The organism is Rothia sp. HMSC069C04 (assembly GCF_001812895.1).
Classification (GTDB): domain Bacteria; phylum Actinomycetota; class Actinomycetes; order Actinomycetales; family Micrococcaceae; genus Rothia.
Map to the genome: position 1 here is coordinate 521,479 of NZ_KV810736.1, position 14,156 is coordinate 535,634.

Below are 14,156 nucleotides of genomic sequence, written 5' to 3' on the forward strand. Positions count from 1 at the left end.
AGGTCACATACCGGAAGATATGCCCGCCTCCGCGCACCCTCATTCGCCGCGGAATACCGGCGAACACGCGGCCTTTACCGCTGTGCTCTACAAAGTCCTGGAGCCCTTCTCAGCAGGCGGACAACACGCCCGGTACAGCGCACAAAAGAGAGGCGGGCACCCTCAGGTACCCGCCCTTCCATCGGCTTTATCAGGTTCTCGCTCCCGGCGCGCTAGCTCACTTTCTCCAGCGGCGCGTAACGCAACAGCAGACGCTTCTCTTCCGAACCGAAGCGGACCTTCGCCACGGTCTTATCGCCGCTACCCTCAACGGCGAGCACGCGGCCCTCACCGAACCTGGTGTGACGCACGGTATCGCCAACCGCCAGGGTCGGGATTTCCTTGCTCTGGTGCACGCGGGAACGGTTCGTCACCTTCGAGGTGGCCGCCGCCAGCCCGTAGCTTGCCGAGCCGTTAATATCCGCGGTGGACGGCTCAGAGCGGCGTGCGGGGCGAGACTCGTAGGGGTCGTAAGAGCCGCGCGAGCTACCGACGCTGTAACCACCCGAGCCATAGCCGCCCGAATAGCCACCGTAGCCGGAACGGGAACCACCCGAATAGCCGCCACCGTACGAGTTGCCGTAGGAGCTGCCGCCATAGGAACCGCCGCCGCGAGCGCCGTACGCACCCATACCGGAGGCACCAAAGCCCGAAAAACCGGCGGTACGCTTCCAGTCAATCAGCTCCTCCGGGATTTCCTCCAGGAAGGGCGAGGGCGGGTTGAACTGGCTCTTACCCCACATGGTGCGGGTTTCCGAGCGGGTCAGGTACAGGCGCTCCATGGCGCGGGTCAGACCCACGTACGCCAGGCGGCGTTCCTCGCTCATTTCCTTCTCATCGGTCAGGGCACGCTGATGCGGGAACAGGCCGTGCTCCATGCCGGTCAGGAACACCACGGGGAACTCCAGGCCCTTGGCGGTGTGCAGGGTCATGAGGGTGACCATGCCCTGCGCCTTCGCCTCAGCGGCTTCGGCCGCAATCTGTGCGGCAGAGGCGTTCTCACCCTCCGCGCTGGCGGGGCGGTTCGGGATTGAGTCGGCGTCGGCGACCAGAGCCACGTGTTCGAGGAACTGCTCCAGGTCGGCGCCGGGGTTCTCGGTCTCGAACTCGACCATGGCGTCAAGTAGCTCGGAGAGGTTCTCCACGCGCGATTCGTCCTGAATGTCCTTAGAGGCGCGCAGAGCCGCCAGGTACCCGGTCTGCTCCAGGACCGCTTCCAGGCAGGTTGCGGCGGGTTCGGTGCGGGCAATCTGCGCCAGGTCGTCCATGAGGCGAACGAACTCGGCGTACTTCTTCACCGCGGCGGCACCCAGGCCGGGAATATCGGCTGCCTGGCGTGCGGCGGCGTAGAAGGAGATGCGGTTCGCACTCGCGTACTCCGCCACCACGGACTCAGACTTGGCACCGATACCGCGCTTGGGCTCATTCAGGATGCGGCGCACGTTCACGTCGTCATCGGGGTTGCTCAGGGCGCGCAGGTAGGCGAGCGCGTCCTTGATTTCCTTACGCTCGTAGAAGCGGGTACCGCCGACCACGCGGTAGGGCAGGCCGGCACGCATGAGCATGTCCTCGAGGGTTCGGGACTGCGCGTTGGTGCGGTAGAAGATTGCGACGTCACCGGGCTGCACGCCGTGCTCATCGGCAAGGCGGTCAATTTCACGGGTGATGAAGCGTGCCTCGGCGTGCTCGGATTCGGCGACGTAACCGATAATCTTCGCACCCGCGCCGGAGGCGGTCCACAGCTTCTTGGGGCGGCGGTCGGGATTGCGTTCAATGACCGCGTTCGCCGCCGAGAGGATGTTCTGCGTGGAGCGGTAGTTCTGCTCGAGCAGAATGGTGTGGGCGTTCGGGTAGTCCTTCTCGAAGTCCGTAATATTGCGGATATCCGCACCGCGGAAGGCGTAAATGGACTGGTCGGAGTCACCCACCACGGTCAGCTCGGCAGGGGGCACCGCATCCGGGTAGGGGCCGCGGTCAGCAGGCGCCTTCGTGTGGGCGCCGACCAGTTCACGCACCAGCTGGTACTGGGCGTGGTTGGTGTCCTGGTACTCGTCCACGAGGATGTGGCGGAACTTGCGGCGGTAGTAGTTCGCGATTTCGGGGAACTTCTTGAGCAAAAAGACGGTGCGGCCAATCAGGTCGTCAAAGTCGAGGGAGTTAGCGGCGCGCAGACGCTGCGTGTAGACGGTGTAGATCTGCGAGACGGTCTTCTCGTACGGGTTATCGCTCGCCACTCGGGATGCGTACGCTTCGGCGCTGACCAGCTCGTTCTTCAGCGCGGAGATGCGGTTGCCCACGGCCTTGGCGGTGAACTTCTTGGTGTCCAGGTTGAGCTCTTTAATGATGAGGCTCAGCAGGCGCTGCGAGTCGGTCGAATCGTAGATGGTGAAGGTGGACTTCAGACCCAGGGCGGCGGCCTCACGGCGCAGCACACGCACGCAGAAGCTGTGGAAAGTAGAAATCCACATGTGCTTGGCGCGCGGGCCGACCAGCGCCTCGATACGTTCACGCATTTCGGCGGCAGCCTTGTTGGTGAAGGTGATGGCGAGAATCTGGCCGGGGGTCGCGCGGTGGGTTGCGAGCAGGTAGGCGATGCGGTGGGTCAGCACGCGGGTCTTGCCGGAGCCCGCACCCGCGACGATGAGCAGGGGCGAGCCGGAGTGCAGCACGGCTTCTTCCTGGCGTTCGTTGAGCCCTGCGGTGAGTGAGGTAGGGTCCACGGCGTTGAGGCTGTGGGCGCGTTCGCCGTAGGGGTCAGCGGGGTCGAAGTCCTCGCCGTAACCGCCGACGCGGTAGGCGGGCGGCATGAAGTCACCGAGCGGGTCTGCGGTGGTGAAGGCTGCGGGTGCGCCGGGTACAGGAACGGGCGCACTGGTAGCAGGGGCACCGTAGGCGGGCATGCCGGTGGGCAGGGCGACGGGTACATCCTGGGCGGGCGCCTCCATCACCGGAGCATCCATCACTGCGGCGTCCATGGGAGGGGCGTAGTAGTCGTCCTCGGCAGGGGGTACGTCGTAGTAGGGGTCGAAGGGCGGCTCGTCCACCGGTGCAGGGTCTACCGGTGCTGCGGGGGTGACGAGTTCGGCGGCGAACAGGCCGTCCTGTTCGGTGAAGGGCTGCTTCTGCTGTTCGGGCTTGTCGCTCATCGTCTACCTCGCTGCCTAGAATACACGTTCGATATTCCATGCTACCGCATTTGCTTCGCGGCTCCCACCCGTTCGGTCAATCAGCCTCACAACCTAAATCAGCAACGGCACACCGGTGGCACAGAATAGTCATGCTAGGATGACCGCATGACCCAGACCTTACCTCCGAGCCTCTCAATAGCCCTATGGTGCAATGGCTCAGCCGACGAAGCCGCACAGTTCTATACCAGGGTTTTTCGCGATGCTTCCATCATGGAACAGGTGCCCGGACTCACGACTCTAAGCATCCACGGCTTCCAGCTCTCGCTCATTAACGGTGATGACCGGTACGTCCCGAACCAGTCCATCAGTTGCATCCTAAACTTTGACCCGCTCCTCTTCGGTGGTGAGGCGCAAGCGCGAGCATACCTCGATGAACTCTACGAAGAGCTAAGTACCGGCGGTGTGCTGATGGAACTGGGTGAGTATCCTTTCTCCCCACGCTACGCCTGGGTGCGTGATCGTTTCGGCATGACCTGGCAGCTGATGCTTACCAATCCTGCAGGCGACCCGCGACCCTTCGTCGTGCCTTCTTTCATGTTTGGCGGCACGAATCACGGCAATGCAGAGGAAGCCACCAACGGCTGGATTTCCATGTTTGATGATGCCCGCCGCGGCACCCTGTACCACTATCCGGAAGGTAGCCCCTTTGAGGCAGATGCGGTCATGTTTACCGACTTCAACCTGCATGGCACCTGGATGGCGGCTACTGATTCCGGTACTTTCCACGATTTCACATTCACGCCGGGGGTTTCGGTAGTTCTTTCGTGCCGTACTCAGGAGGAGATTGATTACTATTGGGAGCAGCTCTCGGCTATACCTGAGGCGGAGCGTTGCGGCTGGTGTGTAGATCGCTGGGGTATTTCTTGGCAGGTTGTCCCGCACAATATTGCTGAGCTGATGGCGGATAAGGCCGCTCGCGAGAAGATCCTGCTGATGGGCAAGATTGACCTGTCTCAGCTATAACAACGTGTTTTCTTGAGTGCTCGTTACGTGCCGAAACAGAGAAACCGCCCGCGCCTGCCAATGCAAGCGACGGGCGGTTTTCTCGTACCGGCGTGACTACCGATTCTGTGTGCCCCCGAGACGATTCGAACGTCCGACACCTTCTTTAGGAGAGAAGTGCTCTATCCCCTGAGCTACGAGGGCGTACCTATCCAGTATAAGGCACCCCGCACCGCGAGTCCGCACAGCCTGTGTTCACCGCCCTGTGTTCACCGCCTGAGGACACCCGCACCCGGCGGCAGAACCGCTCCTACAATGTACGAATGAGCATCTACATTGACCCGCCCATCTGGCCCGCGCACGGCACCGTCTTCTCACACCTCATCTCCGATGTGTCACTGGCGGAACTGCACGAGTTCGCCGCCGCGGCGGGCATCAGTGAGCGTGCCTTCGACCGCGACCACTACGACGTGCCGGCGCACCTCTACGACGAGCTGGTGCGGGCGGGCGCGAAGGAACTCAGCGGTGCACAGCTGACTCGCACGCTCATTGCCAGCGGTCTGCGGATTCCCCTGAAGGAACGCCCCGAGAAGATTCGCCCGCGCCTGCTTCGCGCCTGGGAAGCGGCATTTGCGCCCCGCCTTAATACACCCCGTCTCAAGCATGTGGAGGCTCCTGCCATGAGCCAAGCTCAACTCACGGCGCAGGTAGCGGAACTGGGTGAGAGCCTGCTACAGGCGTGGGAGCAGCCGCACCGCACCTACCACCACAGCGGGCACCTTTCGCAGATGCTCACCGATCTGGACCGCCTCTACGCACACCGCACGCAGGGTTCTACTCCCCTGGCGTTGGTTCTGGCGGCGTGGTTCCACGACGCGGTGTACGAGGGCGCGCCGGGTGAGGATGAGCGCCGTAGCGAGCAGCTGGCGAGCATCTCCCTGGAGCCGCTGGTTACCGCGGGTCTGCTCAGTGGTGACGAGCTGCAGATGGTGGGCCTTCTGGTGCGTGCCACGGCAACCCACGAGCTGCCCGAGTCTGCCGATCTACCGGCAGGCTATGAGCCGGCGGATATTCAGTTTTTCCTCGATGCCGATATGGCTATCCTGGCGGCTGATTCGGCACGCTACCGCCGCTACCTGCGCGGGGTGCGTAGCGAGTACTCCCATTTTGACGATGAGGCGTTCCGTACCGGTCGTACGACCTTCCTGCGTTCAATCCTGGGTCGCGAGCGCATCTTCCTCTCCGAGGAGGGTCTACAGCTTTGGGAGGAGTCCGCGCAGGCTAATCTGCAGGCAGAGCTCAGCGAGTGGGAGCAGAACCCGCAGGGACTTCTGCAGGCTCTCGCGCCCTAGCCGCATACATCTAAAACACATACCGCCGAGAATGCGCCCATACTAAGGTGCGCTCTCGGCGGTATTTTCATGGAATCTCTCGGGTACGCAAATCTCGGGTACGCAAAAGGCGCCCACCCCGTGCGGGGTAGGCGCCTTTTGAGAAGTATGTTGGGCTAGACCCAGCTCTTATGCACTAAGGCTTAGAGAGCGGTGTAGTAGCCGTCAACGGACATCCAGGAGGTGGGGTGCACCAGGGTACCGTAGCTGGGGTTCAGAGCGGAAATCATCTTGCCGTCGCCCAGGTAGATACCAACGTGGCTGTAGCCGTTCTGGAAGACGATGTCGCCGGGCTGGGGGTTAGCGGTCGGGCGCAGCTCGTTCTTCATTGCGTAGGTGAAAGCGGTCAGCTTGATGCCGTGCTGAGCGAAAACCCAGGAGGTGAAGCCGGAGCAGTCCCATGCACCGAAGGTCTTGCCGCCCCAAACGTAGGAGCCGCCCAGACCGCTCATTGCGGTTGCAACGATTGCGTCGCGGGATGCGTTACCGGTGGAAGCGGAGGAAGCTGCGGGTGCCGGAGCTGCAGCGGGTGCAACGTAAGCCTGCTGTGCCTCAGCCTGAGGAGCGACGTAAGCCTGCTGTGCCTCAGCCTGGGGTGCTACATAGGAGGTCTCAACTGCGGGTGCCGGAGCTGCAGCGGGTGCAACGTAGGTCTGCTGTGCCTGAGCCTGGGGTGCAACGTAGGTGGTTGCGGGGGTGTTGTAGCTGGTGTAGTCGAACTCGTAGTTGGTGTAGTCGTAGGACAGGTCAGCTGCAGCGGGGATCTGTGCGAATGCGTTCGCGGGAACGGTCGAGCCGAGCAGGATTGCGCCTGCTGCGAGGGTTGCGCCTGCGGTACGTACGATCTTGTTAGCCATTGGTAATTCCTCCATTGCCTGACGAGGTGAGCTGTCGGACTCGAGCATGGATTCGCTCGGCCACCGAAGTGACTTAGCCCCGAGGCCTCTCGATTGAGAAGCCGTATCCCAGCTTGGGGATTGGGTCCCCCGCTTCTGCCATATTGGGTAGACGTTCATCGAAGCGTTGGCAGAACTCAGCGGAACCGCTTCGACGGTGCCCTCTTACGATTAGGATTTGGGCACAGAAAAGAGAATACACAGAAAACTCCCAGTTGTCACCTCAATCGAACTTAAATTTTGAGCTTTCACCCCCGGAGGAACGGAGCGAGCTTGAACGACCAGAACCTCGTTTATCTGCGGATGCTTAAGCAACTTAAGGCGTTTGACTAGGCATTTCACAAGGATGCACATTCGCTTTTAATGCACCACCACCCCTTAAGGGCATGGTTCAAAACTCTTAAAAATGAGCCTCGTCTCTTAAGATTTTGCGCCCATTACCCGCTCAGAAACCGGCGTGTCTCTCAGTTTTAACCTCAGATTTAAGCGAAAAACGCGAAAAATGCACTCAAGCGCAGTTGCCAAAAAGTTAAGAGAGGAGTATATGCTCGCTCACGTGAGGGTAGTCTGAACTACTGATATACGTCGCTTAGCCCACCTTTTGTAGCCCGAATACGCCGCATTCCTCCGCTTTTGTCCGTTTCTTCCCTTATATACGGCATTTTGCGCCGATTCTTGAGCTAAATCATCCACTATCTAAGACAGTGCCGGATCCCGGGGAGTCAACGGCACAAAAAACGGTGGTACCGCCTCCTCAAGTAAGAAGGCGGTACCACCATTTAAAGCGTGAAGCGGGATAGTAGACTCTCAAAGCTGGAGCTTAGAGGTTGCCGCCGCGCTTGACCACAATCGCGTTTGCCACGTCCATGTCCAGGGAGAGGGTGTCCTCTTCACCGTCGGCGTGAACAATCACGTCATCGTCCTGGCCAGCAACCACGGACACCGAAGCGCCGTAAACAATACCTGCGTCAGCCAGCAGCTTCAACAGCTCAACGTCAGTCTGAATGGACTCGGGGAAGCGAGAAATAGTGAAACGGTCCTCGGGACCGGAGTCGCGTGCCGCCAGGGACATGGGCACGGTACGCTCGTCGTTCTTCTCACTACTGTGGCCCAGATCCTCCAGGCCGGGGATAGCGTTGCCGTACGGGGAGAACTTGGGGTCCTTGAGCATCTCCAGGATGCGCTTCTCCACCTTGTCACTCATGACGTGTTCCCAGCGGCATGCCTCTTCGTGCACGTACTCAAGTTCCAGACCAATAATGTCGGAGAGTAGCCGCTCAGCCAGGCGGTGCTTACGCATCACCTCGACCGCCTTGTGGCGGCCTTCCTCGGTCAGTTCGAGGTGGCGGTCCGGCTCAACGGTGAGCAGGCCGTGCTTCTCCATGCGTGCCACAGTTTGGGAAACGGTTGGGCCGGAGTGCTCGAGTCGTTCAGCGATGCGCGCACGCATGGGGACGATGCCCTCTTCCTCCAGTTCGAGGATGGTGCGCAAATACATCTCTGTGGTATCGATGAGGTCTGTCATATATCTCTCCCAGCTTTCACCGCAACAGTACTTAGATAGCACTGCCTAAGTCGTTACTTATTCAATAATCTATTATGTACTTTTTCAGCGGCTTTTGCCACGGCTTAAGTTATTGAGTCGTCCAATGAAAACTCATTGGACGACTCAAGACACCTTATATATACGCTTTTGCTAACCCACCCCTTATTAAGAGGAGTAGACAGTAGGCTTACTCTGCGGACTCAGCCTAAGCGGTTTCTTCCACGGCAGATTCGTTCTCTTCCGCTTTGTTCTCTGCGGGCTCAGCAGATTCCTCTGCCTCAGCGGTTTCAGCAGACTCTGCGTTCTCCTGCGCGGTGTTCTCCTCCAGGTCTTCCGGGCGAACGCGGTCAGCCCACGGCACCCAATCCGGCGCAATGAGCGCGTCGTCGCCGGGCAGCAGGCCCACCTCGCAGATCGTTGCCACGCGGGAGCGAGGCGCACGCGAGAGGGTCGCGAACCAGAACCAGCCGCGGTAACCGGGCAGGGTGCACTCGAAAAGGTGAGTGCTCAGACGCTCTTCCTCGGCGCGCACGTGGTGCACCAGGCCGATAGCGTGTGCCGGGGCGATTTCCTGAACGCCCTGCAACGCCACATCCTTGGCGGCGGCAAGAATCTCATCCACCTTGGAGGTGCGGCGCAGCTTGTGCGGAACACCCAGGGAGGGGGCGCCCACCTCTTCATCCAGCGGGGTGAAGGGGTCGGGGGTGGAGTCTTCGTTCTGTGCGGTTTCTTCGGCAGCAGATTCCTCAGAGGTATATTCCTCGGATGCAGATTCCTCAGCGGGCGTATCAGCCGCCTCAGTCTCCTCAGCGTTCACGGAGGGCTGAGTCTCAGCAGGTACAGCGCTACCCTCGTCGGTGCTCTCAGGCGCGGCAGAAGGCGCAACGGACTCTGCAGGCGCGTCAGTAGCGGGCGTAGTTTCGGGGAGCAGTTCAATAACCTGTTCAGACATACCCCTATTAAAGCATCTCGCGTGCGCAAACATTGCGGCGCCCGCCCCAAGCTTCGCATACGCTGTGAATTTGAGTCTCAAACCGCTAAATCTGGGGCTTCGCCCATTAACAGCTGTGTGTGAGCTGATACGGTTAAATTTATGAGTAATGAACCCGTACAGGACACGCGCAGTACCGCAGACCAGGCGCCCGCTCCCCTTCCCTACGCCGGAGCTATCCGTTGGCTCGGCGCGGCAGGTGCGCTTCTCGCCCTGATTTGCCTGCTCACCGGAGTCGCCATGCTCGTGATGAAATGGGTTGGGGTAGCGCCGCCCGCCCTCATGAGCCAGATTCCGCTGGTCCTCCTACCCGTCGCCTTTATCGCACTCATGGCCGCACTCATCCTGTCGGTCATGCGCCGCAACAAGGCATAAAGATTTGAGCCGCAAGCTCACACACATCATTCACTTATCAAGTACAGCCTGCCATTCAGAGAGAAAGATAGAGTATGTCTGCTGAAGCAAAACTCCTAGTCGTCGATGACGAGTTCAACATTCTTGAATTGCTCGCCACCTCCCTGCGTTTCGCCGGTTTTGAAGTAGTTACCGCCGGCAACGGCCGCGAAGCCCTCGAAAAGGCGCACGCCGAAAACCCCGACCTCATTGTCCTGGACGTCATGATGCCCGGCATGGACGGCTTCGAGGTGACCCGCCGCCTGCGCGAAAACGGCACCACCACCCCCGTGCTCTTCCTGACCGCAAAGGACGCCACCGAGGATAAGGTGACCGGTCTGGGTGCCGGTGGTGACGACTACGTCACCAAGCCCTTCTCCCTCGACGAGGTGATCGCCCGCATCCGCGCTATTCTGCGCCGTAGCCGCAGCGTCCAGGAAGAGGACGACGCCGTACTGCGCGTTGACGCCCTCACCCTGAACGTGGACACCCACGAAGTGTTCCTCGGTGACGAAGAGATTGACCTCTCCCCCACCGAGTTCAACCTGCTACACTACCTGATGCTCAACGCCAACCGCGTGTTGTCCAAGGCGCAGATTCTTGACCACGTGTGGGAGTACGACTTCAACGGCGACTCCTCCATCGTTGAGTCCTACATTTCGTACCTGCGCCGCAAGATCGACAACAACCGTGAAAACCACGAGCCGCTCATCCACACCAAGCGCGGTGTGGGCTACATGATTCGCGGTTCTCGAGGCTAACGTGGCGCTCAAACCCCTCGACCGGATCCCCCAGTCTCTTTCCCTTCGCACCCAGCTGGTGCTCATCACCTCCATGCTCATCGCCCTCTCCATTGCGGTGACGAGCCTGGTGGCGATTTCCGCTCTGCGCGCCCAGATGGTGCACCAGCTGGACGAAGAGATGAAGAACAGCGCCCCCTCACTCGTGCAGCTGGCGACCGTGCGCCCCTCCGGCAATCAGGAACAATCCCTGAGCACCTACCGCCTGTACCTGCTCGACAAGGACGGCAACGTACTGTACTCGCTCAAGTCCGAGGACAGCGAACAGTTCAGCGAGCCGGCACTACAAGGCTGGACCGAAGAGAAGGTTCGCAAGCAAAACGAAGAGGCGGTCACCGTCAATTCGGTGGGCAGCTCCTCCGATTGGCGCGTGCTCGCCGTACCCATTGAATCGAAAGATTCTTCTGGGCTGACGGAGGCGGCATCCATGGTTATTGCCATGCCGCTGAAACAAACGAACCAGGTGGTCGCCCTCGTGGGTGTGCTGACCTTCGCGTTTGGTTTGGCGACTCTCGCCTCCGCGATTGCGATGACCTGGGTGATTGTGACCCGCACCTTCGAGCCGCTGGCTCGCGTGGAGCAAACCGCCGCCAAGATTGCTGCCGGTGACCTCTCTCAGCGTATTGAGGACTACAACCCCAGCAACGAGATTGGTAACCTCGCGGTTTCGCTGAACACGATGCTCACCCAGATTGAAATGCTCTTCAAAGCCCGCGAGAAGAGCGAGGCGAAAATGCGCCGCTTCGTGGGTGACGCTTCGCATGAGCTGCGTACCCCGCTGGTCAGTATTCGAGGCTACTCGGAGCTGTACCGTCAGGGCGCGTTACCGACCGATGAGGCGGTCGCTACCGCGATGAGCCGCATCGAGTCGGAGTCCAAGCGTATGGGTCAGCTCGTGGAAGACCTGCTGACCCTGGCGCGTATTGATGAGCGCCGCGAGTCCAAGCTGGCGCCCTTCGACCTGTTCAACCTCGCGGTGGACGCTAGTAACGACGCCTACGCTACGGCACCCGATCGTGCGGTGTCCCTGGTGGGTCTGAACGAAGAGGTGGCACCGACCTCCGCAACCGTGCTCGGCGACGAATCGCGCCTGCGTCAGGTCGTAGCGAACCTGCTGACCAACGCCATGCGCTACACCCCCGACGGCTCTCCCCTGGAGATTGCGGTGGGCGTGCGCGAAGAGGTTCCCGGCTTCCCGCTGTCCGTACTGGAGGTGCGCGACCACGGCCCCGGTATTCACGGCGAGGACCGAGAGCGCGTCTTCGAGCGTTTCTACCGCACCGATGCTTCACGTTCGCGTGAGACCGGCGGTACGGGTCTGGGACTGTCCATTGTGGCTGCGATTATTGAGCAGCACGAGGGCAGGATTCACATTGAAGAGACTGACGGTGGCGGCGCTACCTTCGTGATTTCTTTGCCGTTCTATCCGCCGCCCGTCTCGGACGATCAGCTGATGAAGTAACGCTACAACGCTGGATAACGCACAAGCCCCCGGGATGCAGAACTTGAAGGTTCTGCGGTTCGGGGGTTTTGCTGTGCGCTGGAGGCGGGACTATGACTCGCGGCGGTGCGGGCAAGGAGGAGCTACGGCAAATGTGGCAGCGAAAAGCGGGGTGGGCAACCTAGCGCGCGTCATGGCGGCGTCATTTTCGGGAGGGTTTTCGATTTTTTCGAGATACCGGAGTGATTCTATCGGGTTTATCCACAGATTTATTTAATAATCACTTTTCAGCTCATTTGATGCATCTTGAAAGATATAGTGATAACAAGCTTCCGGTCAGGAACTCAACCCTTCCAGAGATCCAAACCCCAAGCGCCACCACGGGGCAACCGCCCCACCTATCTCACATATCTCAAAGGAGAAAAACCATGGCACAGTTCAATGTCGATTCCGAAGTCATCGCAGCCAAGAGCGCACAGGCACGATCCTACGTCGCATCCATCACCGCAGACGTCAACGGCATGACCGCATCCCTGCACGACCTGCAGAGCTCCTGGACCGGCTCCGCATCCGCCAACTTCCAGGGCGTACTGGACCAGTGGCACGCAACCCAGCGCCAGGTCGAAGCATCCATCACCCAGATTAACGAGGCACTCACCCGCGCAGGCGTGAACTACGCAGACACCGAGCAGGCTAACGCCTCCATGTTCGTCGGCTAAGGGGTCAGGGCGGCAAGCCCAAAACCCCACCCGCAGCCAGGCAGCAGGCCGGGCGGTTTAAAGGTCCCGGCCGCACGACACACCACCCGCCAGATTCGCCAGAAGGCGGCGAACATCTATTGAGAAAACCCCGCCGCATCCTCGAAAGTGAGGATGCGGCGGGGTTTTATTGCACGGAAATCTTTGCGCCCAAGAGCCCATTCCTTAGGAGCTGAGCTTTAGGAGCTGAGCTTTAGGAAGCAGGGGTCTCCTGGCGGAAACGCAGACGCCACAGGCCGCGCTCAGCATCGTAATGCCAGATGCTCGAACGGCTCACGCGACCACGCGCGGTCGCAACCGCCGCCATGACCAGCACGCTGGAAGAATCCAGCACCTGCATACCCTGCTTGAGTGGGGCACCCTGCTGGGTGAAGGCGCGTTCGCGGTACTGCAGCACCGAGGAGCGGGACACCGACTTACCGGTGGCGGTCACCCACACCAGACGCTCGTGCAGCATGGACTCCAGCTGCGGTGCCTCCATGACGGAGCCGCGGCTTTCGAGTAGTTGTTCTGCGGCGGCGGCTTCCTCAGGGTTCAGGACAACGGGGTTCGGGGCAGGCGCGGCGGGAGCAACGGGCGCAGGCTCAGAAGGCTGAGTATGCGCAACAGGCTGAGCGGGCTCTGCGGCGGGTTCTAGGGCAGGCTCTACCGCCTGCTCTTCTGCAGGTTCTTCCGTCTCACCCAGCAGTTCCGCCGGGTCAACATCGTTCGGGTCCAGACCTGCGAACTCTTCCAGACCGGTCAGGTCATCCTCTTCTTCCGCCTGCGCGGCACTCGATGCCTGCTGAGCGGTCTCCTCCTGCTGGCGTGCCAGTGCCTTTGCGTCACGCTCAGCGGCACGCTCTGCCGCGAGCGCCAGCTGTTCCTTGCGGGTGCGGACCGCCTCCGGGTCGGGGGCGTTCACCGCGGAGGCGGGGCGCAACAGACCGGACAGGCGCAGGCTCTCCACGCCGCGCTGGGCGTTCTCGATCTCGGCTGCGGTGAATTCCTGCATGGGCAGGTGGGCGTCCGCGGAAGACTCGGAGGGCGCCGAATCAGAGAGCGCAACGTCAGAGAGGGCAGGTTCTGCAACCGGAGCGTTCACAATCGGCACTTCAACAGCCGGAGCCTCCACAGGCTCAGCCGCAGTAGTGGGTTCAGCAGCCGCACCGAAGCCGGGGCCGTGCGCGGGTTCACGGCCCTCCTGGTAGGCGCGCGCGGCACCGTTCGCCAGGGAATCCGCCTTCTCATTGAGCGCGTGACCCGCGTGGCCCTTCACCCAAATAAACTCGTAGTCGCGGCCGGTCAGCGCCTGATCCAGCGCCTCCAGAAGGTCGCGGTTGAGCACGGGCTTGCCGTCGGATTTCTTCCAGCCCTTCTTCTTCCAGCCGGGCATCCACTTGGTCAGCGAGTTAATGACGTACTGGCTATCGCAGTACACGCGCAGCTTCGCCTCCGGGCGGGATGCGGTCGCCTCGAACAGGTCCAGGACAGCCTTGAGCTCACCCATATTGTTGGTGCCGTGCGCCCAGCCGCCGCTCGCCCAGTGGTCGTCATCGATATACCATGCCCAGCCCGCCGGTCCGGGGTTGCCCAGCGCCGAGCCGTCTGCGGCGGCAATGATCTCTTGCGTGCTGTTCACGGTACCTTCTTTCTGCGCCGCCGCTCTATTGTGCGGGCGGCAGTCCGTAATGATGTCTGTGATGACTTTACCGCACCGGCGGCGAGGGTGCGTAGCGCGCGGTCGCCGCTGTGGACAACCTCAAGCAGCCTCGGACGCGCCCATTGCCGT

Annotated in this window: 11 protein-coding genes, 1 tRNA gene and 1 riboswitch; of the genes, 6 read left to right on the top strand and 6 right to left on the bottom strand. The window is 61.0% G+C overall.

Annotation, left to right across the window (positions count from 1 at the left end; genetic code table 11):
• Window positions 1–212: 212 nt before the first annotated feature.
• Window positions 213–3,185 (bottom strand): UvrD-helicase domain-containing protein, encoded by a 2,973-nt coding sequence (locus HMPREF2879_RS04805; protein WP_070634934.1) that lies wholly within the window; start codon window positions 3,183–3,185, stop codon window positions 213–215.
• A gap of 147 nt (window positions 3,186–3,332) precedes the next feature.
• Here HMPREF2879_RS04805 and HMPREF2879_RS04810 point away from each other — a divergent pair, with 147 nt between their 5' ends.
• Window positions 3,333–4,190 carry a VOC family protein gene (locus HMPREF2879_RS04810; RefSeq protein ID WP_049348934.1) on the top strand — a complete coding sequence of 286 codons (858 nt, stop codon included), beginning with the start codon at window positions 3,333–3,335 and terminating at the stop codon, window positions 4,188–4,190.
• A gap of 110 nt (window positions 4,191–4,300) precedes the next feature.
• Here the strand turns inward: HMPREF2879_RS04810 and HMPREF2879_RS04815 are convergent.
• Window positions 4,301–4,373 (bottom strand) — tRNA-Arg (locus HMPREF2879_RS04815).
• A 119-nt stretch (window positions 4,374–4,492) separates the two neighbouring features.
• Between HMPREF2879_RS04815 and HMPREF2879_RS04820 the strand changes: the two genes are divergently transcribed.
• Window positions 4,493–5,521: a DUF4031 domain-containing protein gene (locus HMPREF2879_RS04820; protein ID WP_049340929.1), complete on the top strand. Its 1,029-nt coding sequence runs from the start codon at window positions 4,493–4,495 to the stop codon at window positions 5,519–5,521.
• 182 nt (window positions 5,522–5,703) lie between these two features.
• Here the strand turns inward: HMPREF2879_RS04820 and HMPREF2879_RS04825 are convergent, their stop codons facing one another.
• The 3 genes from HMPREF2879_RS04825 to HMPREF2879_RS04835 all read right to left on the bottom strand — a co-directional run bounded on the left by HMPREF2879_RS04825 (window position 5,704) and on the right by HMPREF2879_RS04835 (window position 8,954).
• Complete coding sequence (locus HMPREF2879_RS04825; protein ID WP_070599703.1) at window positions 5,704–6,417, bottom strand: C40 family peptidase; 714 nt, start codon at window positions 6,415–6,417, stop codon at window positions 5,704–5,706.
• Window positions 6,418–6,577, bottom strand: a riboswitch (cyclic di-AMP (ydaO/yuaA leader).
• 699 nt (window positions 6,578–7,276) lie between these two features.
• Window positions 7,277–7,981, bottom strand: coding sequence for an iron-dependent transcriptional repressor DtxR (locus HMPREF2879_RS04830; protein WP_049353230.1), 705 nt, complete (start codon window positions 7,979–7,981; stop codon window positions 7,277–7,279).
• Between the two features lie 226 nt (window positions 7,982–8,207).
• Entirely contained in the window at window positions 8,208–8,954 is a 747-nt protein-coding gene (locus tag HMPREF2879_RS04835; RefSeq protein ID WP_246822906.1) for a DUF3027 domain-containing protein, read from the bottom strand.
• A gap of 141 nt (window positions 8,955–9,095) precedes the next feature.
• On the opposite strand from HMPREF2879_RS04835, the gene HMPREF2879_RS04840 reads away from it, so the two are divergent.
• From HMPREF2879_RS04840 to HMPREF2879_RS04855, 4 genes are all read left to right on the top strand, one after another.
• Window positions 9,096–9,368, top strand: coding sequence for a hypothetical protein (locus HMPREF2879_RS04840; RefSeq protein WP_070634936.1), 273 nt, complete (start codon window positions 9,096–9,098; stop codon window positions 9,366–9,368).
• A gap of 74 nt (window positions 9,369–9,442) precedes the next feature.
• Window positions 9,443–10,147: a response regulator transcription factor gene (locus tag HMPREF2879_RS04845; protein ID WP_005504528.1), complete on the top strand. Its 705-nt coding sequence runs from the start codon at window positions 9,443–9,445 to the stop codon at window positions 10,145–10,147.
• Window position 10,148: 1 nt separating this feature from the next.
• Entirely contained in the window at window positions 10,149–11,648 is a 1,500-nt protein-coding gene (locus tag HMPREF2879_RS04850) for a sensor histidine kinase (protein WP_049353228.1), read from the top strand.
• 407 nt (window positions 11,649–12,055) lie between these two features.
• Entirely contained in the window at window positions 12,056–12,346 is a 291-nt protein-coding gene (locus HMPREF2879_RS04855) for a WXG100 family type VII secretion target (RefSeq protein ID WP_005504526.1), read from the top strand.
• Window positions 12,347–12,578: 232 nt separating this feature from the next.
• Here the strand turns inward: HMPREF2879_RS04855 and HMPREF2879_RS04860 are convergent, their stop codons facing one another.
• Window positions 12,579–14,006 (bottom strand): ribonuclease H family protein, encoded by a 1,428-nt coding sequence (locus HMPREF2879_RS04860; protein WP_070634937.1) that lies wholly within the window; start codon window positions 14,004–14,006, stop codon window positions 12,579–12,581.
• Between the last annotated feature and the right edge of the window lie 150 nt (window positions 14,007–14,156).

Excerpts from the sequence above, each read along its gene's own strand:
- HMPREF2879_RS04825 (WP_070599703.1), bottom strand. The coding sequence starts at position 6,417 with ATGGCTAACAAGATCGTACGTACCGCAGGCGCAACCCTCGCAGCAGGC.
- HMPREF2879_RS04830 (WP_049353230.1), bottom strand. The coding sequence starts at position 7,981 with ATGACAGACCTCATCGATACCACAGAGATGTATTTGCGCACCATCCTC.
- HMPREF2879_RS04810 (WP_049348934.1), top strand. The coding sequence starts at position 3,333 with ATGACCCAGACCTTACCTCCGAGCCTCTCAATAGCCCTATGGTGCAAT.
- HMPREF2879_RS04820 (WP_049340929.1), top strand. The coding sequence starts at position 4,493 with ATGAGCATCTACATTGACCCGCCCATCTGGCCCGCGCACGGCACCGTC.
- HMPREF2879_RS04845 (WP_005504528.1), top strand. The coding sequence starts at position 9,443 with ATGTCTGCTGAAGCAAAACTCCTAGTCGTCGATGACGAGTTCAACATT.
- HMPREF2879_RS04835 (WP_246822906.1), bottom strand. The coding sequence starts at position 8,954 with ATGTCTGAACAGGTTATTGAACTGCTCCCCGAAACTACGCCCGCTACT.
- HMPREF2879_RS04805 (WP_070634934.1), bottom strand. The coding sequence starts at position 3,185 with ATGAGCGACAAGCCCGAACAGCAGAAGCAGCCCTTCACCGAACAGGAC.
- HMPREF2879_RS04840 (WP_070634936.1), top strand. The coding sequence starts at position 9,096 with ATGAGTAATGAACCCGTACAGGACACGCGCAGTACCGCAGACCAGGCG.
- HMPREF2879_RS04855 (WP_005504526.1), top strand. The coding sequence starts at position 12,056 with ATGGCACAGTTCAATGTCGATTCCGAAGTCATCGCAGCCAAGAGCGCA.